This window comes from Legionellales bacterium (genome assembly GCA_026125385.1).
GTDB lineage: Bacteria > Pseudomonadota > Gammaproteobacteria > JAHCLG01 > JAHCLG01 > JAHCLG01.
In genome coordinates this window covers 42,729-67,128 of sequence record JAHCLG010000012.1, presented here as the reverse complement: position 1 = coordinate 67,128, position 24,400 = coordinate 42,729, and the positions used below count along the sequence as shown (strand labels likewise).

Annotated in this window: 22 protein-coding genes; 14 read left to right on the top strand and 8 right to left on the bottom strand. The window is 37.0% G+C overall.

Annotation, left to right across the window (positions count from 1 at the left end):
- Window positions 1-116: 116 nt before the first annotated feature.
- Window positions 117-1,946: a translational GTPase TypA gene (gene typA, locus KIT27_06505; GenBank protein MCW5589300.1), complete on the bottom strand. Its 1,830-nt coding sequence runs from the start codon at window positions 1,944-1,946 to the stop codon at window positions 117-119.
- Window positions 1,947-2,091: 145 nt separating this feature from the next.
- Here typA and KIT27_06500 point away from each other — a divergent pair, with 145 nt between their 5' ends.
- From KIT27_06500 to KIT27_06490, 3 genes are all read left to right on the top strand, one after another.
- Window positions 2,092-2,607, top strand: a complete 516-nt coding sequence (locus KIT27_06500) for a hypothetical protein (protein MCW5589299.1) — start codon at window positions 2,092-2,094, stop codon at window positions 2,605-2,607.
- A gap of 176 nt (window positions 2,608-2,783) precedes the next feature.
- A complete protein-coding gene (gene aroE / locus KIT27_06495) occupies window positions 2,784-3,611 on the top strand; it encodes a shikimate dehydrogenase (GenBank protein MCW5589298.1) in 828 nt (275 codons plus the stop codon).
- Window positions 3,612-3,830: 219 nt separating this feature from the next.
- Window positions 3,831-4,811 carry a hypothetical protein gene (locus KIT27_06490; protein MCW5589297.1) on the top strand — a complete coding sequence of 327 codons (981 nt, stop codon included), beginning with the start codon at window positions 3,831-3,833 and terminating at the stop codon, window positions 4,809-4,811.
- Between the two features lie 111 nt (window positions 4,812-4,922).
- On the opposite strand, the gene tgt is transcribed toward KIT27_06490, so the two are convergent.
- On the bottom strand, window positions 4,923-6,095 hold the full coding sequence (tgt, locus tag KIT27_06485; GenBank protein MCW5589296.1) for a tRNA guanosine(34) transglycosylase Tgt: 1,173 nt from the start codon (window positions 6,093-6,095) through the stop codon (window positions 4,923-4,925).
- A 14-nt stretch (window positions 6,096-6,109) separates the two neighbouring features.
- Window positions 6,110-7,117, bottom strand: a complete 1,008-nt coding sequence (gene waaF / locus KIT27_06480) for a lipopolysaccharide heptosyltransferase II (protein MCW5589295.1) — start codon at window positions 7,115-7,117, stop codon at window positions 6,110-6,112.
- A 382-nt stretch (window positions 7,118-7,499) separates the two neighbouring features.
- Here waaF and KIT27_06475 point away from each other — a divergent pair, with 382 nt between their 5' ends.
- On the top strand, window positions 7,500-7,754 hold the full coding sequence (locus KIT27_06475) for a helix-turn-helix domain-containing protein (protein ID MCW5589294.1): 255 nt from the start codon (window positions 7,500-7,502) through the stop codon (window positions 7,752-7,754).
- Between the two features lie 2 nt (window positions 7,755-7,756).
- The gene (locus KIT27_06470) at window positions 7,757-9,067 is read left to right on the top strand and encodes a type II toxin-antitoxin system HipA family toxin (protein ID MCW5589293.1); all 1,311 of its coding nucleotides are present in this window, start codon (window positions 7,757-7,759) and stop codon (window positions 9,065-9,067) included.
- Here KIT27_06470 and KIT27_06465 read toward each other — a convergent pair.
- Window positions 9,054-9,254 carry a zinc-finger domain-containing protein gene (locus KIT27_06465; protein ID MCW5589292.1) on the bottom strand — a complete coding sequence of 67 codons (201 nt, stop codon included), beginning with the start codon at window positions 9,252-9,254 and terminating at the stop codon, window positions 9,054-9,056. The genes KIT27_06470 and KIT27_06465 overlap by 14 nt on opposite strands.
- 137 nt (window positions 9,255-9,391) lie before the next feature.
- Between KIT27_06465 and KIT27_06460 the strand changes: the two genes are divergently transcribed.
- The 4 genes from KIT27_06460 to KIT27_06445 are packed head-to-tail and all read left to right on the top strand — an operon-like array spanning window position 9,392 to window position 13,462.
- Entirely contained in the window at window positions 9,392-10,705 is a 1,314-nt protein-coding gene (locus KIT27_06460; protein MCW5589291.1) for a nucleotide sugar dehydrogenase, read from the top strand.
- Between the two features lie 12 nt (window positions 10,706-10,717).
- Complete coding sequence (locus tag KIT27_06455; protein ID MCW5589290.1) at window positions 10,718-11,773, top strand: Gfo/Idh/MocA family oxidoreductase; 1,056 nt, start codon at window positions 10,718-10,720, stop codon at window positions 11,771-11,773.
- 3 nt (window positions 11,774-11,776) lie between these two features.
- The gene (locus KIT27_06450) at window positions 11,777-12,361 is read left to right on the top strand and encodes an N-acetyltransferase (GenBank protein MCW5589289.1); all 585 of its coding nucleotides are present in this window, start codon (window positions 11,777-11,779) and stop codon (window positions 12,359-12,361) included.
- Window positions 12,362-12,382: 21 nt separating this feature from the next.
- Window positions 12,383-13,462, top strand: a complete 1,080-nt coding sequence (locus KIT27_06445) for a DegT/DnrJ/EryC1/StrS family aminotransferase (protein ID MCW5589288.1) — start codon at window positions 12,383-12,385, stop codon at window positions 13,460-13,462.
- Window positions 13,463-13,660: 198 nt separating this feature from the next.
- Here KIT27_06445 and KIT27_06440 read toward each other — a convergent pair whose 3' ends face one another.
- From KIT27_06440 to KIT27_06425, 4 genes are read right to left on the bottom strand one after another with little or no spacing between them, the layout of a single operon-like run.
- Entirely contained in the window at window positions 13,661-15,532 is a 1,872-nt protein-coding gene (locus tag KIT27_06440; protein MCW5589287.1) for a polysaccharide biosynthesis protein, read from the bottom strand.
- Between the two features lie 17 nt (window positions 15,533-15,549).
- Window positions 15,550-16,767, bottom strand: a complete 1,218-nt coding sequence (locus KIT27_06435; GenBank protein ID MCW5589286.1) for a DegT/DnrJ/EryC1/StrS aminotransferase family protein — start codon at window positions 16,765-16,767, stop codon at window positions 15,550-15,552.
- A complete protein-coding gene (locus KIT27_06430) occupies window positions 16,760-17,392 on the bottom strand; it encodes an acetyltransferase (GenBank protein ID MCW5589285.1) in 633 nt (210 codons plus the stop codon). The genes KIT27_06435 and KIT27_06430 overlap by 8 nt, the downstream gene beginning before the upstream one ends.
- Window positions 17,389-18,000: a sugar transferase gene (locus tag KIT27_06425; protein ID MCW5589284.1), complete on the bottom strand. Its 612-nt coding sequence runs from the start codon at window positions 17,998-18,000 to the stop codon at window positions 17,389-17,391. The genes KIT27_06430 and KIT27_06425 overlap by 4 nt, the downstream gene beginning before the upstream one ends.
- A gap of 288 nt (window positions 18,001-18,288) precedes the next feature.
- Here KIT27_06425 and KIT27_06420 point away from each other — a divergent pair, with 288 nt between their 5' ends.
- From KIT27_06420 to asnB, 5 genes are read left to right on the top strand one after another with little or no spacing between them, the layout of a single operon-like run.
- Window positions 18,289-19,086 carry a hypothetical protein gene (locus KIT27_06420; GenBank protein ID MCW5589283.1) on the top strand — a complete coding sequence of 266 codons (798 nt, stop codon included), beginning with the start codon at window positions 18,289-18,291 and terminating at the stop codon, window positions 19,084-19,086.
- Window positions 19,076-20,287 (top strand): hypothetical protein, encoded by a 1,212-nt coding sequence (locus KIT27_06415; GenBank protein ID MCW5589282.1) that lies wholly within the window; start codon window positions 19,076-19,078, stop codon window positions 20,285-20,287. The genes KIT27_06420 and KIT27_06415 overlap by 11 nt, the downstream gene beginning before the upstream one ends.
- On the top strand, window positions 20,287-21,264 hold the full coding sequence (locus KIT27_06410; protein MCW5589281.1) for a hypothetical protein: 978 nt from the start codon (window positions 20,287-20,289) through the stop codon (window positions 21,262-21,264). Before KIT27_06415 ends, KIT27_06410 begins: the two co-directional genes overlap by 1 nt.
- Before the next feature lie 7 nt (window positions 21,265-21,271).
- Window positions 21,272-22,543 (top strand): O-antigen ligase family protein, encoded by a 1,272-nt coding sequence (locus KIT27_06405; protein ID MCW5589280.1) that lies wholly within the window; start codon window positions 21,272-21,274, stop codon window positions 22,541-22,543.
- Between the two features lie 22 nt (window positions 22,544-22,565).
- Window positions 22,566-24,395, top strand: coding sequence for an asparagine synthase (glutamine-hydrolyzing) (gene asnB / locus KIT27_06400; GenBank protein MCW5589279.1), 1,830 nt, complete (start codon window positions 22,566-22,568; stop codon window positions 24,393-24,395).
- The last annotated feature ends 5 nt before the right edge of the window (window positions 24,396-24,400 follow it).

Sequence of the window (24,400 nt, the reverse complement as noted above, 5' to 3'; positions counted from 1 at the left end):
CTCAATCCAGGATCGAAGTTTTAAAATTTCACCGATCCTGGATCGCAGCGCAGCGAAGTTCCAGGCTACATTTGCGCTCCGTTACAGGCTACGGCAAAGTTCGTTCCAGCTACAATTTAATCAGAACCACGGGATGCGCGTTTACGTTCATTTTCGGTTAATAATTTTTTACGAATGCGAATATGTTGTGGCGTGACTTCGACTAATTCATCGTCGTTAATAAATTCTAAAGCTTGTTCTAAACTATATTTTATGGCGGGTGTTAAAATAATATTTTCGTCACTTCCCGCAGCGCGCATATTGGTTAATTGTTTTGTTTTAGAAACGTTAACCACCAGATCATTATTACGAGAATGAATGCCGACTATCATACCTTCGTAAACTTCAGTTTGCGGACTCACACATAAACGTCCGCGTTCTTGCAAATTCCATAACGCATAAGCAATCGCCACCCCTTGCGCATTAGCAATTAATACCCCATTAAGGCGATTGGCAAAACTTCCCGATTTAATCGGTCCGTAATGATCAAACACGTGATACATTAAACCCGTACCTGAAGTCAACGTTAAAAATTCGGTTTGGAAACCAAATAAACCTCGTGAAGGGATAATATAATCTAAGCGTACACGACCATTACCATCAGGGGTCATGTTTTGTAAATCTCCTTTCCGTAAACCTAATTGTTCCATGATGCCACCTTGATGTTGTTCTTCCACATCGAGGGTGACCAATTCATACGGTTCCGATTTTATGCCATCAATTTCTTTGATAATTACTTCAGGTCGCGATACTGCTAATTCGTAACCTTCCCGTCGCATGGTTTCAATTAAAATAGATAAATGTAATTCGCCACGACCAGAAACGCGGAATTTATCCGGATCTTCAGTTTCTTCTACGCGTAACGCCACATTATGAATTAACTCTTGTTGTAAACGCGCACGCAGTTGGCGAGAAGTGATGTATTTGCCATCTCGTCCCGCAAAAGGAGATTTATTGACGAGGAAATTCATGGTAATGGTGGGTTCATCGACAGAGAGTGGCGGTAGCATTTCAATTTTTTGCGGAGAACAAAGGGTGTCAGAAATTTTTAATTCTTCAATGCCAGTAATGGCAATAATGTCTCCAGCACTGGCTTCTGGGATTTCTTCGCGTTGTAAACCACTGTAACCCAACACTTGTAAAATTCGACCTTGGCGAGTAGAACCATCGCGATTAATAATGGCTACCGGCATGTTTTTGCTGATTTTGCCGCGTTTAATGCGACCGATGCCAATTGCGCCAACATAGCTTGAATAGTCAAGGCTGGAAATTTGCATTTGTAAGGGGCCATCTAAATCGACATCGGGTGCGGGAACTCGACGAATAATGGTTTCAAATAAAGGCGTCATATCTCCTTCGCGGACGGAATCGTCTAAGCTTGCATAGCCTTGTAAAGCAGAAGTATAGATAATCGGAAAATCTAATTGTTGATCGGTAGCACCTAGGCGATCGAATAAATCGAATACTTGGTTGATGACCCAATCGGGGCGTGCTTGTGGACGATCAATTTTATTCACGACGACAATCGGGCATAAGCCTTGGGCAAACGCCTTTTGCGTGACAAAACGAGTTTGCGGCATCGGGCCATCGACCGCGTCCACCAGTAATAATACAGAATCGACCATCGATAAAATACGTTCAACTTCTCCACCAAAATCGGCGTGTCCTGGGGTATCCACAATATTAATACGGTAATCATTCCAAACAATCGAGGTATTTTTGGATAAAATCGTGATCCCACGTTCTTTTTCTAAATCGTTAGAATCCATGACGCGAGTGACGGTTTGGTTGCGCACGGCAATACTCCCGCTCTGCACGAGTAATTTGTCGACTAACGTGGTTTTTCCATGATCAACGTGAGCAATAATTGCAATATTACGGATGGATTCGGTTTTCATATCTATCATTCAACTGTCAAAAGTGAGCGATTATATACCTATTTCATCGGTAAATGCGAGAGTAGAGTCAGGAATGTTGGCAAACGCAAAAACTTGAATAGTGGTCTACACTATAAGTATAGGAGTAAAGAGCCCAGCTTGACGGGGGTGCCACATGAAAAAAATAGATTTACAGCCAACGATGACGGCGCAGTGGCATGCTTTAGTCAATGAAGCTCAACATCATACCCAGATTTATTTAAACGAAGATCTCGAAAGTTATTTAGTATTTTTATTAATTCGCTTTTCGCAACGACCTGAAATGGCCGGCGCTATTTTAGCCATGGAGTTTTTAGAAAGTTTACATTTATTGCGTCGTAAACGTGAAATACAATTACGCGATGTCGGCGATAAATGTTTATTATTTTCAGGATTATTCCCAGGTGTGGCACAAAAGCGCCAAGTCAGCGACGATTATTTTGTGAATATGGGACAAAGCGCTTATAGTTTATTAGCCGATGGTGATGAACAGTCTGCAAGATTATATAATAATTTATCAGTGGCTTTTGAAAATTTAATTACCGTGTTGCGCGCGATGCGCATAGATACTTGGCATTCGTCACCGACATCTGAAATGAATATCCTCGATTTGAATCAATTATTCGCGGACAAACCAACGGTATTGAATTAAGTTGTTGGAGTGTAAATCACATAGTTGTTAATCTAAAGAATTAGATTTGGCAAAAAAACCATTAAGCGATATTCATGCCATCTGCAATTTTTTACTCATTTTAGCTTGCAAGATACCCATGATCTTAAACTCATTCATGCTAATATGGTTTTTTTAAATTTAAATGATAACTCACTATGTTTCATCGCGACACCTATGCCGTAATTGGTTGGCCATTAAACCATTCACTTTCACCGCAAATTCATCAGTATTTTGCCAAGCAAACCGATCAAGATATCGACTATCTTAAATTGCCGTTATCCCCCATCGACTTGCAAAAAGGCTTTACCGATTTTTTTGCACAAGGTGGGCAAGGGGTAAATATTACGGTGCCCTATAAAGAAATTATTATTCCCTGGTTAGATAAGTGTTCTTCAGAGTGTGGGGCGGTGAATACCGTCTATTGGGATGAGCATAAAAAATTAACCGGTGAAAATACCGATGGGGCTGGATTTTATTATGATTTAATTGAGCATCAACACGTCGAGATTGCCGATAAACGCATTTTAATATGTGGTGCTGGGGGTGCCGTGCAGGGAATATTGCCTTATTTAATTGCAGCAAAACCTGAGTGTATTTTTATCGCCAATCGCAATGTCGATCGTTTAACGGCTTTAGCCACCCGCTTTCAACCCACGGACTTTACTTACGGAGACTATAACAATATCCCCGCACATGCGTTTGATATCGTAATCAATGCAACTTCGGCAAGTTTGTTTGCCGAAAATTTACCGCTACCCAAAACGTGTGTTACCCCAAACAGTCTGGCGTACGATTTAGCGTATTCTAATACCCCCACTTCCTTCCTCATGCAGATGCAAAATTATGGTGTTAAACACCGTTGTGATGGCTTTGGTATGCTCGTTGAACAGGCTGCCAGAGCTTTTTTGCGCTGGCGAGGGGTGAAACCAGACACAAAAATGTTGGTCAAAAACCGCAAAAATGCTATACAGTTGGAAAATTGACGCTGTGTGAGTTTTGATTGCATAAAATTTCAGAATTTACACCATTGTTTGCGATATGCCACATAACGTATCATGCACTCCAATGTGAAGGGACGATAACAAGCAGCTAAAATTACTGAGGTAAATGATGTTTGTTATAGTTAAACTTCTTGGCTTGCCCTTCCATGAACAGGCTCTCGCACTCACTATGATGTGTGTCAGCGATCTCGAGAGGTGGTAATGATGTTATCACCTCGATTACGGGTGGGTGCGAGTAGCCTTATTACGTGTGTTGGCGATCAACCGCAGTTTGTTATCGACGCCCTTTCTCAACAACAATCCGGTTTACAGCAAGATAGCGATTATCCCATTTTTTTAATGAAACTCAATCAGGATCAAGCGATCACGGCACCGATTTTATCATTAAAAACCTTATCATTTGCTGAGCGTATCGAAACCCTGTTGATGACATGTTTAAGACGACTTGTCGCCCATCAATTCGTGAATAAGCAACGTTCATTAAAAATTCATTTAATTTTATCCTTGCCACGTGCTGCGAAAAAAATAATCGAAGCAGAAAATTTAACGGCACGTATTAACCACGATATTTTTTTAGGACATCAATGCCATCTCTACCTGACGCAACAAAGCACCGCACAGATCATTCAACAAATTGAACAGAGTGGTGCAATTAGTAAATGGGATTATATTATTGTGGGGACAGTCGATTCATTAATAAATTTACAGGATATTGAACAATTGTTCCGATGTGGCCGCTTAATGACGATCCGCAATCGTGATGGAATGGTGCCAGGTGAAGCCGGGGTATTTTTATTATTCGAAAAAACGCGACAACGCCGCCCACAATGGCATTTTTTTCTAGACTCTCATGGAAATTATTTAAATGCTATTAAATTGATATTACGCAAACACCGTTTAGCCTTTCATCAATTAGACTATGTATTATTAAGCAACGGCACAGAAACTATTCAACAACTGGAATGGTTTCATTACGCCAAAGAATTAATGGGAGAAAATAAATTAGGACCACGCTTATTTTTCACCGGCAATTCCGTAGGACATTTGGGTACTGCCAATTTTTCTTTATTAATCAGTGCAGCGCAAACTTTGTGTGATCAAGGTAGTGGGCATATTTTAATTATCGATCGTCATGCGTTTACCCGCGAATTAAGCTTGGGATTATTAATGGCTTCCCGCTAAGTTTAGTGTCTGTTCAAAGTCTCTAAACTTGAGTCAGAAGGTGTCGATTTTCGAGCATTGGCGCACAGAAAATCGACAGTTTATGATCACGTATGGAGACTTTGCAGGCTCTTAGGGTGCGGCATTTGCTATAATCACCTCGCGCATGACGTCAGTTGTTTTATGCATCATGCGGATATTATGAATGCAGGCTAAATTAAAATATAAATTTTGTTTTTCTTTAAATAAATAATGTAAATAGCCGCGTGAATAATGTTGGCACGTGTAACAATCACACTGTTCACAAATGGGTTTATCATCACTCGCATATTGGCTTTTTTTAATGAGTAAACGCCCGCGATCTTCTTCGCTATGAAAATATAGCCAATCCTCTTTAATTTGCGGATGGCCGCAATAGAGTGCGCCGTGGCGGGCATTGCGAGTGGGGGCGACACAATCATAAATATCAATTCCCCATTGACTCACTTCAATTAAATCTTGCGGAAATAATCCTACTCCCATGGTATAGCGAGTTTTTTGTTGGGGAATACTAGGTTCTAGCCACGACAAAATTTCCTTGGTTTTTTCCATATCATAGCCAATTGCCTCACCGCCAATGGCAATGCCATCCAGTTCCATCGCTAAAATCACTTCACAACTTTGCTGGCGTAAATCGCGAAAACTTCCGCCTTGGATAATGCCAAATAAGGCTTGGGGATAACCATACGCGGAGAGTGGATTTTCAAGATGAAATAATTTGGAATGCTCTAACCAAGCATGCGTGCGCTTTAAGGCTTGCTCAGCCACTTTTCGCCCGCCCTCTTCGGGAGTGCATTGATCAAACGCCATAATAATATCGGCACCAATAATTTTTTGAGCACTCAGCGACGATTGCGGCGTTAAATGCAACATTTTTCCATTAATGGGATGTTTAAAATGCGCACCCTGATCGTCGATTTTACAGATTTTTTGATTACGCGATAAACTGAATACTTGATAACCGCCGCTATCGGTTAACATGGGTGCATGCCAATTCATCAAGTGATGCATGCCACGCAATTGTTGAATAATTTCCATACCAGGTGCAAGTAACATATGATAAGTATTGCCACCTAAAATAATTTGCGATCCCGCGTCTTTTAATTGTTCGACACTCATACAATTCACTGCCGCACGGGTGCCAACCGGCATAAAACAAGGCGTAATAAATTCACCGTGAGCAGTCGTGACTTTAGTCACACGAGCGGGGTAACGTCGATGTTGCGCTAAAATTTCAACTTGAATAGCGGGATTGGACTGTGTCATGTTAATTTTACCTTTTATACTAGATTATTTGCTGTGGTAATAATGTGATGTGGAGTAATGTGTTGCAAACAATTTAAATGGTGCAGTGGACATTCGCGTTGAAAACAAGGGCTACACGATAATTCTAATGAAACGATATGGGCGTGTTGACTTAACGGTGGCGTGTAATGGGGATCGCTTGAGCCATAAATTGCGATTAATGGACGGGCTACACTCGCTGCAATATGCATTAATCCAGAATCATTACTAATAATTAAATTAGCGAGTGCCATTAAATCGATGGCTTCAGTTAAACTTGTCATCGATAAATCCTGACAACGATGATGGCAGGCAGATTGGATTTGATCATGTAAATTTTTTTCAGCCTTACCGCCTAACAGCCACACTTGCCAATCACGTTGCAAATAATCATTGGCCACTTCTGCAAAATGTGAAATCGGCCAACGTTTGGCAGGGCCATAGGCAGCGCCTGGGCAGAGAATTAAAATAGGTTTTTCTGTCGCTAAATGATATTTTTTTAAAGTCAGCGCTTGAGCATTTTTGTCGACGGTTAATGCAGGCCATGGGAGTGTTGCTGGAAGTGGCGTATTTGCGGGAGAAGCCAATAAGGCAAAACGTTCCACTAGTGATGGATATTTTTTTTTATTTAATAAACGCCTATCGTTGATTAAACCATAACGGCATTCGCCCCGATAACCTCGACGCTGTGGGATTTTTGCCAGCCATGGGATTAATGCGGATTTAAAGGAGTTAGGTAAAATGATAGCTTGTTGGTAGTGATTTTTTTTAAGCTGCTGGGCAAATTGATAGCGTTGTGCTAAACCGAGTTTGCCATGAGCAATTTTAAATTCCAAACAGGCACGAATTTCCGGCATGCGAGATAATAGCGGCGCACACCAGCTTGGCGCAATGACATCAATGTTGGCTTCGGGTTGACGTTGTTTTAATAAACGATATAACGATTGTGCGATCACCATATCGCCAATCCACGCCGGACCGATAATTAAAATATTATTATTCACTCTACCTATTTCACTTAAATTAAAAAAAATCTCATATGACCTGGATTGAAGCATAAGTGCAAAGCCAGGAAAAATAGACTCATGTTAGGGCGTGTTGACAATTCTACTCTGCTGGCCGTATCTCGTTGATTTTTTGTGCTCCGCTGCTCATTTACTTCGTGTAAACTGCGCGTTAGTGCTCAAAAATCAACAAGCTACGTCTCAGCATAGCGAATTGTCAACACGCCCTAGATGTTACGTACTCAATCCCGTTTAAGTAGCGATGGCCACTTTTATTTCAAATGAGACACCCCGACTACTTCTTACCCTCTATAGCAGATAATCTTGCATTTACCCGTTATAGAAGGTATTATCAAAATATCCGCTACAAAGGGTAAGCAGCATGAGACGTATTCACTCACCTAAAGAATTAGCGCTAATGGTAGTTGAAAAACGTAAGAAATTAAAGTTGTCTCAATCCATGGTGGCTAAACAAGTAGGATTGAAACAACAAACCGTTTCAGCGTTTGAAAATAAACCAGAAAGCACCAAGTTAGAAACTCTATTTCAAATTCTATCAGCGGTGGAAATGGATATCACTTTATTGTCTAAAACAGAGGTGATTGCTGAAGATAAGCAATGGCGTGAAGAGTGGTGAATATGCAAAACGCCCGTAATGAACTTAATGTTTTTATGAATGGTGTCTTGATTGGCACTGTGACAAAAAAATCTGCTACTTCGCTTATGTTTCAGTATCATAAGGATTGGCTAACGACAGCCGGTGCACGTCCCATTTCTTTATCGTTGCCATTAACCGATATGCCGTTCACCGGTGATGAAGTGTATCATTTTTTTGATAATCTACTGCCAGATAATCCTCAAATTCACGCACGTATTCAAGCGCAATTTCATCTCAATACTCATCATCCATTCGATTTACTAGCAGCAATTGGCCAAGACTGCGTAGGTGCAATACAACTCAGTGCGAAATTCGAAGAAAATAATCATTTGATGAAATACCAGCCATTAACCATACGGCAAATTGCTAATATTTTAAGAAATATTTCAGTTTCTCCTTTAGGTATGAGTAAAGACTATCGGGATTTTCGAATTTCAATTGCTGGTGCTCAAGAAAAAACAGCTTTTTTATTTTGGCAAAACACATGGAATCTCCCGCAGTTTTGCACTCCCACTACGCATATTTTTAAATTACCCATTGGTTATCTTCATCATCAGCAGTTCGATTTACAAGACAGTTGTGAAAATGAATGGATATGTGCGCAAATTGTTAAAGCTTTTGGTTTGCCCGTCGCTGAATGTGAAATAAAATATTTTGAAGATGTAAAAGTATTAGTGGTGAAACGTTTTGATCGAAAATTGTCACAAGATAAAAATTATATTTTACGATTGCCACAAGAAGATTTGTGTCAAGCACTTGGTGTTTCTTCACATCTAAAATATCAAGCAGATGGTGGACCTAGTATTAAATTAATAATGAAATTATTATTAGGATCAAAAGAACCCAGTAAGGATCGAGAAATATTTTTTAGCGCGCAAATAATTTATTGGCTATTGGCCGCAATTGACGGGCACGCCAAAAATTTTAGTATTTTTTTAGAAGCAGATGGTCAATATCAACTCACGCCATTATACGATATTATGTCAGCCTATCCACTCTTGGATTCGAATCAATTACAAAGAAAAAAGACTAAGATGGCAATGGCCTTAGTTGGTAAGAATAGCCATTATCATTGGCATGAAATGACACGCCGGCATTTTTTAAGTACGGCTAAATTTGCAGGTTATTCACAAGAGCTTGCTGAAAAATTGTTAACTAACATTCTTGATAAAATTGACTCGGTTATTGATGAAGTATCTCAAAAAATAACCGATGACAACTTAAAAAAAACTGCCGATCTTATTTTTGCTGGATTGCTACAAGCCAGGAAAAAATTAATTATTTCTCAATAAAATCAGTCAAGATATACTCAGCTTCGCAATAAGGACACACTTCACGTCCTGTTTGTTCAATCGGTAAAAAAACTCGCGGATGTGCATCCCATAAGCGCATTTCTTTGGTGGGGCACGAGAGTGGCAAATCAGCGCGAGTGATTTCGTAACGCCGTTGAGTGTTGGCGGGCTTCGTTTGTTCAAACATGGCGAATCATCCTTTATGAAAAGTTATAGGAAGTAAACATACCAAATCTTCTCGAGTAATGATAGAATCGTGCAGCTTCTTTTGGGGAAGAATTTTTGTATCTAGATGGAACAACTCGAACATGCACGGTGGGAAATATGCTGAAAAATAATTTATTGGGAAAGTTAAAGGATAAAACAGCGTTAATTGGTATTGTGGGATTGGGTTATGTTGGTTTACCTTTAGCCCTACGCTATAGCGAAGTCGGATTCAAAGTACTTGGGTTTGATATCGATGCCAAAAAAGTCGATGATCTTAATCGTGGTCAGTCCGAAATTAAACATATTTCTCACGATGTTGTGGCCACCGCGATTCATGCGGGTTTCCGTGCGACCGTTGATTTCAAACAAATTGCTCAGGTGGATGCAATCATTTTATGCGTTCCTACACCACTTAATAAATATCGCGAGCCAGATTTAAGTTATGTCATTAATACTGTCGAGAATATTTTACCTCATCTTCGCAAAGGGCAAGTATTATCGCTTGAAAGTACCGTTTATCCTGGTACCACTGAAGAGGAATTACTGCCACGTCTCCAAGCAAAAGGATTTGCAATCGGGCATGATTATTTCTTAGTTTATTCTCCTGAGCGCGAAGATCCCGCCAATCCCGATTTCTCCACCGCCAGCATTCCTAAAGTCTGTGGGGGCAGTTGTCCGGCGTGTTTAGAAATTGGTATTGCACTTTATGATCAAATTGTTTCTCAAGTCGTGCCGGTGAGCTCAACCAAAGCAGCAGAAATGACGAAATTATTAGAAAATATTCATCGTGCTGTAAATATTGGTTTAGTGAATGAAATGAAAAAAGTGTGCACGGCGATGGATGTGAATATTTTTGAAATTGTGAATGCCGCAGCGACCAAGCCATTTGGTTTTGTGCCTTATTATCCTGGCCCTGGTATTGGTGGGCATTGCATACCTATCGATCCCTTTTATTTAACCTGGAAAGCCCGCGAATATGGGATTCATACTCGTTTCATTGAATTAGCGGGAGAAATTAATAGTAGCATGCCGCATTGGGTGATTGATAAAACCATTGAAGCGATGAATGCGCGAGGTAAGCCTATTAAAGACAGTAAAATGTTAATTTTAGGCATTGCGTATAAAAAAAATGTCGATGATATGCGTGAATCTCCTTCGCTAGAATTAGTTGAACTCTTATTAAACAAAGGCGCCCAAGTGGATTATAGCGATCCTCATGTGGAAGAATTTTCTCATATGCGTAAATACGCTGATTTACACATGAAAAGTGTCCCTCTAACGCCAGAAATATTAGCACACTACGATTGCGTCGTTATTGCCACGGCACATAAGGCATTTGATTGGCGGTTAATCAAAAATCATGCTCAATTAATTGTTGATACCCGTGGAGTTTATTATCAGGAATCGGCTGAACATATTATTGCTGCTTAGAGGAGATAATTAATGTCATCCCAACTTATAAACGATCGTAAAATTCGGATAGGTTTAATCGGTTACGGCCAAATTGCTAAAAAACATATTAAAGCGATTCGTGAGTTAACAGATGATTTATCGTTAGTGGCAATTACCGATGCCAACCCTCAAGCCTTGCACCATGCGATGCAAACAGAAAGTGTGGATGGCTATTCCGATTTAAACGATATGTTGCAAAAATCCAACCTTGATATCGTCACCATTTGCACACCCAGCGGTTTGCACGCCATGCAAACCATGGCGTGTGCCGGTCAAGGTAAACATGTAATTTGTGAAAAACCGATGGCAGTGAAATGGCAAGATGGTTTAGCGATGGTGGATGTGTGTAAAAAAAATAATGTGAATTTATTTGTCGTTAAACAAAACCGCAATACCCCTACTCTCCAATTATTAAAACAAGCCATTGATAAAAAACGATTTGGAAAAATTTATCAGGTAGCCATGAATGTATTCTGGACACGCCCACAAGATTATTACGATACGGCTCCTTGGCGAGGAACTTGGGAATATGATGGTGGAGCGCTAATGAATCAAGCTAGCCATTATGTCGATTTATTCCATTGGTTATTTGGTGCAGTAGAAAGTGTGAGTGCTTTTACCGCAACTCAAGCGCGAAATATCGAAACCGAAGATAGCGCGGTGATGAATGTGCGTTGGCGTAATGGCGCATTAGGATCATTAAACGTGAGCATGTTAACGTACCCTAAAAATTTAGAAGCATCACTGACTGTTTTAGGTGAGAAAGGCACAGTAAAAATTGGTGGTGTTTCCGTGAATAACATTGAACATTGGGAATTTGCCGACGTGCAACCCGAAGATAATCACATTGTAAAAGCGTCTGAAGAAACTACGCAGGCAGTAGGTTTTGGTCACACCTATTATTATCAAAATGTGATCGATACTTTGCGCGGGAAAACTCGGGCAGCCACCGATGGTAGTTCTGGTTTGCATTCCTTAGAGTTATTAATTGCTGCGTATCGTTCTGCTCGCGATGGCATTACCATTCACCTACCCTTAGAGATTTAAATAATGACAGATTATCAACAGCATCCCACTGCAATTGTCGATGAAGGCGCAAAAATTGGTAAAGGTTCGCGAATTTGGCATTTTGTTCATGTGTGTGGTGGCGCTGAAATTGGTGAACGTTGTTCACTAGGGCAAAATGTATTTGTTGGTAATCATGTTAAAATCGGTAATAACGTTAAAATTCAGAATAACGTTTCTGTCTATGATAATGTTTTTTTAGAAGACGACGTATTTTGTGGACCCAGCATGGTGTTTACCAATGTGTATAATCCACGTTCTGCCGTAGAACGTAAAAACGAATATCGCGACACACTCGTTAAAAAAGGTGCAACACTGGGGGCAAATTCGACAATAGTGTGTGGTATTACCATTGGAAAATACGCGTTTATCGGTGCTGGTAGCGTTGTCAATCGTGATGTGCCAGATTACGCGCTAATGGTGGGCGTGCCCGCCAAACAAATTGGGTGGATGAGTGAATTTGGTGAACGTTTAGATCTACCCTTACACGGACAAGGTGAAACCATTTGCCCACACAGTAGAAAAATATATCGGGTGATTAACGGCGAATGTTTTGTGATTGAACAATAAATTTATAGCGAGGGAAAGAGAATGCAATTTATCGATTTAAAAACCCAATACCAACGGATTAAACATGCGATTGATAAAAATATTCAAGACGTCATCGATAGCGGTAATTTTATTATGGGACCCGAGATTAAACTCTTGGAAACTCAATTAGCAGAATTTACAGGCGCTAAACATGCGATAACCTGTGCCAACGGCACCGATGCACTACAATTAGCATTAATGGCGATTGATATAAAACCGGGTGATGAAATTATTACCACACCTTTCACTTTTATTGCGACTTGCGAAACCATTGCTTTATTAGGCGCAGTGCCAGTGATGGTTGATATTGAAGAAAATACCTATAATATCGATCCGTCAAAAATAGAAGCAGCAATTACCTCAAAAACCAAAGCGATTATGCCGGTGAGTTTATACGGTCAGCCTGCTAATTTTACTGCCATTAATGAAATTGCCGCCAAATATCAATTAATCGTGATTGAAGATGCCGCGCAAAGTTTTGGTGCGACTCATCATGGTAAACGTTCGTGTAATTTATCCACGATTGCCACCACGAGTTTTTTCCCATCTAAACCATTAGGGTGCTATGGTGATGGTGGGGCGTGTTTTACCAATGATGATGCAATTGCATTAAAATTAAGTCAATTACGCGTGCATGGACAAGATCGCCGTTATCATCATCCGTTAATCGGTGTGAACAGTCGCTTGGACACCTTACAAGCGGCAATTTTAATTGCCAAACTAACCATTTTTGCTGACGAAATTGCAAAACGCCAAATGGTTGCAAATGCCTATAATGAATGTTTGCAAGGTAAAGTGGTAACCCCGTTTATTGCACCTGAAAATACCAGCGTTTATGCGCAATACACTATTCAAGTAGAAAATCGCGATAATGTCATTAACACTTTAAAAGAAAAAAATATTCCAACCGCCGTGCATTATCCCGTTCCACTTCATTTACAACCTGCTTTTGCGTATTTAGGATTAAAGCCAGGCACGTTCCCCATTTCCGAAGCGGCGGCAAAAAGAGTGATGTCATTGCCGATGCATCCGTATTTGGAGATGGCAGAAATTCAGGAAATTGCGCAGGTTGTGGGGTAGTGCAAAATATTATTAATGTAGAATTTGGGACATGTTGGCAATTCTACTCTGCTGGCCGTATCTTTTTGATTTTTTGTGCTCCGCTACTCATTTACTCCATGCAAACTGAACTCTAGCGCTAAAAAATCACGAGCTATGTCTCAGCTCAGCATAGCAAATTCTCAACACTCCCTAATAATAAAGTAGTACTATTTTTATTTAAAGCTGTACTACGCGTATCCCGCTTTTTTGATTATCAGAGATTTTTTCAGGGACAACTTTATTAAGCAATTCTATTAGCTTGCTTGGATCAACCTGATTAAACCTTTCAATAGCCATGGTATTAATGACGCTATTTAATAGTTTCCAATCAACCGATCTATATTTGGCTTGTAAAATTTTATTATGAATAGTTTTCTGGAGCGCTTCGTTCTTATGAAATAATTCTTCATATAATTTTTCACCCGGTCTTAAGCCAATATATTTTATCCCAATCTCTTCTACTCGTTTACCTGCGAGTGTAATAATTTTTTCTGCTAAATAGGATATTTTTATAGGTTCACCCATGTCCAGTACAAAAATTTCACCGCCCTTCCCTAAAATCATCGCTTGCAGAATTAACTGGCATGCTTCAGGGATCGTCATAAAATAACGAGTAATATCAGGGTGGGTAACAGTTAATGGCCCACCATTATTTAATTGCTTTTTGAATAATGGTACGACGCTACCGGCGGAACCTAAAACATTACCGAAACGTACGGTAATAAATTTAGTGTGTGGATTGTTAAAATTAAAATTTTGACAAAAAACTTCAGCTGCTCGTTTTGTGGTGCCCATAATGCTGGTTGGATTAACGGCTTTGTCGGTGGAGATTAAAATAAATTTTTCTACATGTGCTAAAACAGATTCCTCCGCAATAATTTTAGTTCCTAATATATTATTTTCAATCGCAATAGAAATTTGATTTTCTAATAAAGGAACATGTTTATAAGCTGCAGCATGATAAACAATAGCGGGTTTATGAGTTGAAAAAATTTGTTTTATAGCATCTCTATTCGTAATACTGGTTAAATAGAGATGAATGATAAGATTAGGATATTTATGCTTTAATTCGAGATCAATTTTATATAAATTAAATTCAGAATGGTCAATAATAATAATTTCTTTAATGCCCAATTTGGCAATTTGCCGACATAATTCAGAGCCAATTGATCCACCACCTCCTGTGACCAAAATAGTTTTATTCAAAAAATCATCATTAACTTTATCCCAGTCTACTGTCACTGGCTCACGTCCTAGAAGATCTTCAAGCGAAACTTCGCGTATGGTATTAATATTAATTTTGCCTTCTGCCAAATCGATTAAACTAGGCAAAGTACGAAAGGGTACTTCTGCTTTTTCACAATATGAAACTATACGTCTCATCGCTTTGGACTTTGCAGAAGGTAATGCAATTAGAATGAGATCAATGTTAAATTTCTTAACCAACCGTGGTATGTTTTTAATTTTACCTGCAACTCTTATACCGTGTATTTCTCTGCCTTGTTTTTCATGATTATCATCGACAAAAGCAATGGGAGAAAATGGTGCATGGCGCTGACGCTTTAAATCTCGAACAATTGCCTCTCCAGCCTGACCGGCGCCAACAATTAATATACGCTGTCCTAAATTAAATTTAAAACGCATCTCTCGTAAATAACGAAAGGCAAAACGTGAACCTCCCAAAAAAAAGATCAGCAACATTGCATATAACGGAATAACCGAACGAGGAACACCCGCCAAATGGTCATAAAAAAAGATAGCCATTGTGGAAGCTGATACTCCTATGAGCACTGCTTTGATAATGCGAATTAAATCGGGGCTCGAAGCAAAGCGCCAAACACCGCGGTATAAACCCACGAACCAATAAGCAATAATTTGGAAAAATAATAAAATCGGTAAATAAGTTAATGCATGAGTGAGGGTGTTGTACGAAAAAACAGTCATGTTGTAGCGTAACCAATACGCTAAAAGCCAAGCAATGGGTACCATGCAAGTATCATGTAAAAAGACAGTCCATTTTTTTAATTGTTGCGATAATTGCTTATTCATTACAGTTAATTAATTCCTTAAGTTTGCGCCGCATCACTTAAAATACTTTTAATAATCTCGGCTTGATGACTAATGTGTTGATGAGTCAATGTTGGATGGACGAGTAACATGATGCTAGTTTCACCTAATAATTTTGCATTTGGATAGCGTTGTGATGGTGATAGTTTATTATCTATAAAGGCATTTTCCAAATAGATTTCTGGGCAGATCCCACTAAAGGCTGAAATATTCTGTTGGGTAATTTTTTCTAAGATACTATCGCGACTCCAGGTAGCTTTTAATTTTTCGGGACGAATGAATAAATAATATTTATAATAAGCGTGAATATATTCTTGCGGAGGTAATGTTAACCTCACATTTTTAAGATCCGCAAACGCTTGATTAAATATCGCAGCATGTTCATTACGAATTTTTACCCAGCTCGCCAACTTTTCTAATTGTTTTCTGCCAATTGCTGCTTGAATTTCAGTAAGACGATAATTTGATCCAAAATTATCATGACGCCATGGAAAGCCAATGGTGGTAGCATGAGTTTGGATTTTTTTATGATTTTTCCCATGATCTTTATAAGCCCATGCCTTTTCCCAATAATCTGAATTATTCATTACTACCATTCCACCTTCACCGGCGGTGGTAATGATTTTATCTTGGCAAAATGAAAATGCTCCAATATCACCCAGTGTTCCTACATGTCGGCCTTTATAATATGCGCCATGAGCTTGTGCACAATCTTCGATGACTTTTAGATGATGACTATGCGCCAAATGCAAAATTTCATCCATATCACAAGGCCAGCCAGCAAGATGAACGACAATAATCGCTTTAGTTTTTGCAGTGATGAGTGGTTTAATGGTACTGGCAGTCATATTTTGTGACTCTAGATCGACATCTGCAACGATGGGAATTGCACCCCGGGCAACCACTGCACTCGCAGTGGCGATAAAAGTTCTTGAAGGTACAATCACTTCATCACCGGCTTGGATGTCTAGGCTGATTAAGGCTAATTCCAATGCCAGTGTGCCATTGGCTAGTGCAATAGCATGTTTTGCGCCCACAAATTCTGCAAATTCATTTTCAAATAAACGACATTCATTGCCCGTCCAATAATTGACTTTGCCAGAATAAAGTACTTTATTGGCCGCTGCAATTTCATCTTCGGCAAAAAAAGGCCAACTGCTGGTTTGATATTGGGGAAGAACGTTTTCAGAATGATTTTTTTCAACTAACTTATTCATGAGTTTCTATTAATCTCGCAGGATTGCCAACCACTTTGCTGTAGTCGTCGATGTTATTGATCACAACGCTTCCAGCCCCGATAATTACAGATTGTCCTATTGTAACATTTTGAATAATGTTTGCACCCATTCCAACCCAACTAAGATCGCCAACAGTGACGGTGCCTGCTAAACAAGCTTTTGGTGAAATATGAACGCCTGCTCCTAGTTTGCAATCATGTTCTACAGTGGCGGCAGAATTAATAATGCAGGCTAGCCCGATGTGAGTGGAAGCATTAATCACACTATTAGCGAAAATGACGCTCCCCTCCTCAATCACCACCTCACTGCCGATTATCGCTGATGGATGGATGAGTGTTGCAATCGACAAACCTTTATTGCGCAAGGTGTTAGTTAAGGATAACCGCCGTTGATTATCGCCTATTGCCACAATGATAGACGAATATTTTTGTATAACTTTTTCTAATTGTTCGAATTTGTCCAAGATTGGAAATTGGAGAAGTTGTTTTATAGCAGGATAGCGATCATCCAAAAATGCAATACGGTCCCATTTTTGCGTAGCATTTGCCGTATCTGCAACTACTTTGCCATGTCCACCAGCGCCAATAATTAATAATTCGTTCATTCTTGGTTACCTTTAAATTTAGGAGCAGTGACATGGCCTTCCGTGTTGATATGTTGCGGTTTAATTATTCTAATAACCGTTAAAAAAAGAATTTTAATATCCAGTAGAAAAGAATGATTATCCACATACCATACATCCAGTTTGAATTTTTCTTCCCAAGCAAGAGCATTGCGACCATTGACTTGTGCCCAACCCGTAATACCTGGTTTTACCTCATGTCGGCGCATTTGTTCTGCAGAATAAAGTGGAAGATATTCGACTAATAAGGGTCTCGGCCCTACTAAACTTATTTCTCCTTTTAGCACATTAATTAGTTGAGGCAGTTCATCGAGACTCCATTTACGTAAAAATTGACCGAATTGACTCAGCCTTTCTTCATCGGGCAAATCATTTCCAGCACTATCCTGTTTAATTTTCATGGTACGGAATTTATATAGGTAAAATTTCTTTCCTTGGTAGCCGATGCGCTCTTGTTTGAAGAAAATGGGATGGCCTAGTTTGATTCCAATGAGTAAGGTGGTTAATAAGAGGAAAGGGCTGATAAGAACCAATATAAAGGAAGCTATTATTAAATCAAAAATCATTTTCATGAGATGTTCTTTATATATGTGTGAGCGTGGTCTAAAGCATACAAAACGCAAAAAATATGGTCAAGTTTTGTTTTAAATATACTCTTCACACTTGAATTTTAGGCTTTGTTGCCGAGCTAAGGCTACTCAGTTATATGTTTCTGTATATACTTCTTCGTAGCTTTAGCTTGGAGGCTCGCCTAAAATCTGATTGCGTTGAGTATAGAGCCTTAATTTTATGCACCAATATGTGTATTGACTTAAGTTTGTTTCAAGTTCACAATTCGCCAAGTTTTATTAGCTATGAAATTCATAAAGGACGCCAAAATGGAGTTTATACTCAGAACAATTTTAAATGAAAAAAAAACTTATGCAAGCTTCATTATTTGTTTCGCTATTCTAGGTATTGTTCTGTCGTTAATCATTCCTGGAAAATATATTCATACTCAGATATTGTCAGTAGCCTCTTATTATAACCCAAATTCATCAACGATAACCCCTTTAGAAAACACGAGATTATTAATTCAATCTATAAACGAAGAAATTACTCCTGAATACATCATAAAAAATAATAAGAGTACTGGGTTGTTAAATAATTTAATCGCAAGTTTACTGCCAAGCAATAAAATATTATTGACTGCAGAGGATAATACAAGATCCTATAACAATGCCATGAAAATTTTCAATGAAATTTACTCTAAAATATATGATCAGGAAAAAAAACTGTTTGATTTCAAAAGACAAGGATTTATAAGTTTGATAAAAAATATTCAAGAATCTCTTAATGTAACTAGAAAAACTATGGGTGATAAGAAAAAATATACAGGCCAAAACATAAATTTAAACAAAACATTATATTTCTTAGCAAGTATTTCTCAAGAAAATACAATTAATATATCCATGATTGAGCCAGCTTACATTAGATCATATGAAAAAGATTTGTTGGAATTGCAGATGAAAAGCATGGTTTTACCAAAATTAGAAAATAGTGTAATTACTAAAAAAATCTCCACACCTCGGATAGCAATAGTCATTTCATGTGCTTTTTTAGGTTTTGTTGTGGCAATTATTTTTTGCTATATAAGATCAATTGTTTTAGGATATAAAAAAAGCAATGAGGTTTAAATCAGATTTAAAAATTATTAATAAGGCGAATAATCATTACTATATATCCGTTTTTATTTCCCTGACAAGTGTTGTTTTTGGTATTTTTAGAGAAATTCTTATTATTAGCATTTTGGGATTTACTGCGGAAAATGACAGGTTACAAGTCTATCTTTCAATTTTCTATTCATCAGCATTATCAATGGATGCTATTAAATTGGCGACACTTAATCTTTGCAATTATTTGCCATTTCATAAAATATTAGCTTATTGTGGATTTGTAGCATTGATTATTTCATCAACTATTGGTTTTGGAATTTGTTATTTGACAAATAGCAAATTTGATATATTATTTTTCGCTGTAGTTATAGGCAGCGCTCTTAATTTAATTATTGCAACAATTGTAACATATAAACAGAAATTAGGCGCCTTTCTTGGCTCTCAAATAATTAATGTGTTGCCAAATTTTATATTGATCCCAGTAATTTTGTTTTTTTATTTTCTACATACAAAAAATTTAGTTTCAGGAATAATACTTGCATGTTGTTTAATCCCTTTTTTCCAAATTATATTTCTTGCAGCTATGAAACAAAGAACTAAAATTATTATTGAAAATAGTAATCTTAGTTCTTTTAACGTGCTTATGATTTTTATAAAACATATCTATTCTATATTTGGGCAGCAATTTTTTCAAACTATAACGCGAACGATGTTTTTTAAATTTGCTCCAGGTTTTTTGACACTGATTTCATTGTGCACAAGAATTTATGCATCAGCTAAATCAATTTTTATCGATTCCTATATTGGATTTAAGCTATCAAAGTGGGAAAACATTCAGTCCGGTAAGCTTCCAAATATTAACTCATCAATTTTGAGTTTTGGATCCATAGTTATGCTGTTAATTTTTGTAAATACATTTTCTAGCAATATAAAGATTTTTGCTATGCAATATATTACAGTGCTTATTATTGGTTTTTTCTTTAATGCTAGACTGCAGATTATATATTACAGAATAAACTGTTTCCTCCATGATTCTATGCTTATAGTAAGATATGGGACATATGAGTTAGTCTTTGTTGTTGTAGGTTACTTAATGGTGAGGTTTATGAGTGCCGATTTAGCTTTATTCATCTTGCTATGGTATGTAATAAAACCAATAATGCAAATATATTTACTAAACTCAAGAGCAAATAGAATGTCAGCAGGGGTTATGAGAACGTAATGAAAATATTAAAAAATATTAGTAGCATTTTGATTGATTATGGTAAATATTTACTAAAAATAAATACATCAACATATTCCTTTTGGTATCTGCCAGCAAAAGCTAGAGTATATGATGCAAAATCGTTTCAGGAGTATACAAGTAGTGAATATGCTTATTATTTAATGGATTATAAAAATAAACTGCAATTTAATCTTACTAATAATGAAGGTATTATCGTATTATATTATCGTGACATTGGACAGCAATTAAACCCAGAGGCGGCCTTTCAGTATGCTCTTGCGTTAAATGACTTATATATCTCTGAGAGGAACGAGTGCATATTAAAGAAATTTCTACATTACACGGATTATTTTGAAAAAATTCAAACAGACGATGGCGCATGGAACTACGAATTTAATTGGTTTAACTCGAAAAGTCCCTGGTCATCTGCTTTAGCGCAAGCAAGAGGTGCAGTTGTAATGTTAAGAGCATGGCAGTATACGAAAGAAGTCCGTTACTACATTGCTATGAAAAATGCATTAGCAAAATTTTATATACCAGTAGAAGAAGGTGGATATTTAGCTATTTTTCCATTAGAAAAATGTTCTTATTTTGAAGAGTATCCTCAATCTCCTTCAATTGTAATAAATGGTTTCATGGCGAGTCTAATATGCTTATGGGAAATACAATATTGGACGAAAGATCCTGAATACAAAAATTTATGGAGTGAAGCTATACAATCACTAGAAAAAATGCTCCCGTATTTTACTACTTCAAAGTGGACTATTTACGATTTGTATAAACCCGAAAAAATGAAAAACTATAACAGCCCTTTTTACCATAACATGCAATTAGAATATATAAAAATATTATCTGTATTATATCCTTCAGATACCTTAATAAACTTTCGAGATATTTGGCAAAAACAAGAAAATTCTAGCATGAGATATTTTTCATATTTTTTAAAATTAATTCGAAAGATTTTTTATAGGTAATAAAGAGATGGAAAACAAACTATATGCACCTTTTGGCATGTTAATCTTTATGATAACTTCGTTTTTGGTGAATCCAGCTCCTCAATATCCAGGTGTATTTGATATTTTAATTCTTGTTTTACCTTCGATTACGGCTATTATAATTTTATCAAAATTGCCAATGGGTATTGAAAGCTTGCCTTGGGACAAGCCTTTATTTTTAGTAATATTATTGTATCTTTTAGTTTTTACAATTTCTGCCGTTATCGGATTGTCAAACAATGTTTCTTTTTATTATGTGATGCGCTCGTGCGCAAGTTATTTATTATTTATTCCACTTATTTCTATTGGCTTAATCTCATCTAAAGAATTAACTTTAGAATCAATAATATATGTCTTAATTTTTGCGGGAATAGTTCAAAGCTTATATCATTTTTATTTATATTACACGGTAGTACATAATCAAAAAGTTTTTAGCGCATTAACTATAAGCTTATCTAGAATTACATTATTGGATCCTCGTACTACAGAACCCCTATTGTTCTGTAATGCCGTTATTCCTATTGTCTATATTCTTGATAAAAATACAATTTTAATAAAAAAAATTCTGTTTTTCATAGTGATACTTATCGGATTTTTTGCAATTATGATAACGCTTACACGCTCCATGATATTAGCTTGTCTGATTGCTTGGATTTTTTGTGCGATACATTACTATAAATACAAGAGTAGTTCAGTTACTGAACCATTTAATCTAATTAATAGTGGGAAAAAAGTGAAAAAAACTACAGCATGCATTTTTATGATTCTTGTGCTTATATCGATATATATGTTATTTTTTCACGGGGTTTTCCAAGCATTACTAATGCGTATAAACAATCAAAATATAACAGGAAATACTCAGGACTACACGAATGGTCGACTATATGATGAATGGTTGCCGGCAATAAAAATATGGATTAACAGTTCTTGGCTAAATATTTTATTTGGAATTGGCTCTGGAAATCCATTTTATACTTCTCTTAATGATTCAAGAACATATATTCACAATCTAAGTATTTATTTTTTAGTATATGGTGGACTTTTTGGTTTAATGTGGGGTTTATTATTTTATGGTATATTATTTTCTAGCTTATTAAAAAAGGCTAAGCAGTTAAAATGTATAGAATATCTTGGGCTTGCCTGTTTGTTGCTATGTTTATTCATCTACGCGCAATTTTTCGCAGTCCATAAATTATTAATTTATAATATTTTAATTTGGTCAATAGCTTCTCAAGCAATTTTAAAAAGAGAAGTATAATTTCTTCCTTTGGAGGTAGTCTATGTGCGGAATATCTGGAGTTTTCTCGTCTTGCAAAAAGGACGAACATTTAATGCTTATAAATAGTATTGTTGAACACCAGTCCAATCGTGGACCAGATCACCAAGGCATTGAGGTTATAAAGTTTGAGCAGGGTCAAACTATTTTTGGGCATAATAGATTGAGTATTCTTGATTTAGATGCGCGCTCAAATCAGCCAATGTGGGACAATTCGAAACGTTACTGTATAACCTATAACGGAGAAATTTATAATTATCTAGAGCTAAGAGATATATTGCTTAAAATAGGCTTTAATTTTAAAACAAAGAGTGATACTGAGGTTATTTTAAATGCTTTTTACGCATGGAAAGAGCAAGCTTTTAAAAAATTTAATGGCGCATTTTCTTTTGGATTATTTGATAAATTAGAGAATGTATTATGGTTGGTTAGAGATAGATTTGGCAAAAAACCACTATATTACTGGTCTTCATCAAGTGAAATTGTATTTGCATCTACGGCAAAAAAAATTGCTCAGTATGTTCATGCATCTCCAAACTTTGACTATATAGCCCACGGAATTAAATATTTGGTTTTTGAAAATGGGAGCGAAGAAACACAATATAACAATATTAAATCAGTTATTCCTGGGTCATATGTTAGGTGCCTTAAAAATAACGGATTAAAATTAGAAAATAAGTATTACTACGATCTAAAAAAAAATGTCCCAACCTTGGTTGATAAGATTAGCTCATATTCTTTACTGCAGCACTCTGAGTCCATACTTGAGCTTCTTCAGGACTCGGTTAAAATTCGTCTTCGCTCTGATGTTCCGGTGGGAATTTCTCTAAGTGGCGGGCTAGATTCATCTGTAATCGCCTCTTTAACAGTTGCGCAGAAAAATAATATAACAGCATTTTGTTATGGAAGTCCGGATCAAAAACACTCCGAAGGAGTCGAGGTAAATAAGCTAAGCAAAAAATTAAATCTTAACGTTAATTATATTTGGCCGAGCAACCAAGAAATTATTGATGGTTTGTTAAATACAATAAAGTTGCAAGATGCGCCTTTTAGTAGTTTAAGTGTTGTAATGCAGCAGTTGATTTATAAACATGTAAAAAATTCAGGCATTAAAGTGTTAATGGGAGGCCAAGGTGGTGATGAAGCTTTCATGGGATATCGTAAATATTTGTTATTTAAATTCAAAAATTTAATATATCAAAAAAATTATTTTGGAATCATCAAACATTTCATTGACTGCATTCCAATTTTTTTTAGCGAATATAAACAATTTCCTTTATACTGGCGCCATAGAGATAGATATAATCTAGTAAATGATATTGACGATACAATTATTAATTTACCGCATTCATCGATTTTAAGTTTAAATTATTGTCCGTCGCAGCCACTTTACGAACGTCAAATTTTGGATATTATAAAATTGAGTTTGCCCACTTTGCTTAGATATGAAGATTGTAATTCTTTAGGGAATAGTGTAGAAAGCCGATTACCATTTATGGATTATAGATTGATTGAATATGGATTAGCCCTTGAAACTAAATTTAAAATTAGGTCAGGATACGGTAAGTGGATTGTACGTGAAATAATGTCAGATAAACTCATACCAAGCATCTGTTGGGCTAGATATAAACGAGGCTTTGATATAAGCTTGAGTAACCTAATTAATACAGGTCTAGGTAATATTCTTAGAAAAGAACTATTTGATAAAGAATGCGAATATAAATCTTTTTTGAAGAACAATATTAGTATAAAATCCGCATTTTCTGATATGCAACTTATATCAAATAAAAAACGTATTATGGAAGCCATTACACTATTATGGTTATCACAATAGGAATG

What these genes read in the sequence shown, in the direction of transcription:
- aroE (MCW5589298.1), top strand. Translation starts at nt 2,784, where the DNA reads ATGTTTCATCGCGACACCTATGCCGTAATTGGTTGGCCATTAAACCAT.
- KIT27_06405 (MCW5589280.1), top strand. Translation starts at nt 21,272, where the DNA reads ATGGAAAACAAACTATATGCACCTTTTGGCATGTTAATCTTTATGATA.
- KIT27_06440 (MCW5589287.1), bottom strand. Translation starts at nt 15,532, where the DNA reads ATGAATAAGCAATTATCGCAACAATTAAAAAAATGGACTGTCTTTTTA.
- KIT27_06450 (MCW5589289.1), top strand. Translation starts at nt 11,777, where the DNA reads ATGACAGATTATCAACAGCATCCCACTGCAATTGTCGATGAAGGCGCA.
- KIT27_06460 (MCW5589291.1), top strand. Translation starts at nt 9,392, where the DNA reads ATGCTGAAAAATAATTTATTGGGAAAGTTAAAGGATAAAACAGCGTTA.
- tgt (MCW5589296.1), bottom strand. Translation starts at nt 6,095, where the DNA reads ATGACACAGTCCAATCCCGCTATTCAAGTTGAAATTTTAGCGCAACAT.
- KIT27_06420 (MCW5589283.1), top strand. Translation starts at nt 18,289, where the DNA reads ATGGAGTTTATACTCAGAACAATTTTAAATGAAAAAAAAACTTATGCA.
- KIT27_06455 (MCW5589290.1), top strand. Translation starts at nt 10,718, where the DNA reads ATGTCATCCCAACTTATAAACGATCGTAAAATTCGGATAGGTTTAATC.
- KIT27_06435 (MCW5589286.1), bottom strand. Translation starts at nt 16,767, where the DNA reads ATGAATAAGTTAGTTGAAAAAAATCATTCTGAAAACGTTCTTCCCCAA.
- KIT27_06470 (MCW5589293.1), top strand. Translation starts at nt 7,757, where the DNA reads ATGCAAAACGCCCGTAATGAACTTAATGTTTTTATGAATGGTGTCTTG.
- asnB (MCW5589279.1), top strand. Translation starts at nt 22,566, where the DNA reads ATGTGCGGAATATCTGGAGTTTTCTCGTCTTGCAAAAAGGACGAACAT.
- KIT27_06490 (MCW5589297.1), top strand. Translation starts at nt 3,831, where the DNA reads ATGATGTTATCACCTCGATTACGGGTGGGTGCGAGTAGCCTTATTACG.
- KIT27_06415 (MCW5589282.1), top strand. Translation starts at nt 19,076, where the DNA reads ATGAGGTTTAAATCAGATTTAAAAATTATTAATAAGGCGAATAATCAT.
- typA (MCW5589300.1), bottom strand. Translation starts at nt 1,946, where the DNA reads ATGATAGATATGAAAACCGAATCCATCCGTAATATTGCAATTATTGCT.
- KIT27_06465 (MCW5589292.1), bottom strand. Translation starts at nt 9,254, where the DNA reads ATGTTTGAACAAACGAAGCCCGCCAACACTCAACGGCGTTACGAAATC.
- KIT27_06445 (MCW5589288.1), top strand. Translation starts at nt 12,383, where the DNA reads ATGCAATTTATCGATTTAAAAACCCAATACCAACGGATTAAACATGCG.
- KIT27_06500 (MCW5589299.1), top strand. Translation starts at nt 2,092, where the DNA reads ATGAAAAAAATAGATTTACAGCCAACGATGACGGCGCAGTGGCATGCT.
- KIT27_06430 (MCW5589285.1), bottom strand. Translation starts at nt 17,392, where the DNA reads ATGAACGAATTATTAATTATTGGCGCTGGTGGACATGGCAAAGTAGTT.
- KIT27_06475 (MCW5589294.1), top strand. Translation starts at nt 7,500, where the DNA reads ATGAGACGTATTCACTCACCTAAAGAATTAGCGCTAATGGTAGTTGAA.
- KIT27_06410 (MCW5589281.1), top strand. Translation starts at nt 20,287, where the DNA reads ATGAAAATATTAAAAAATATTAGTAGCATTTTGATTGATTATGGTAAA.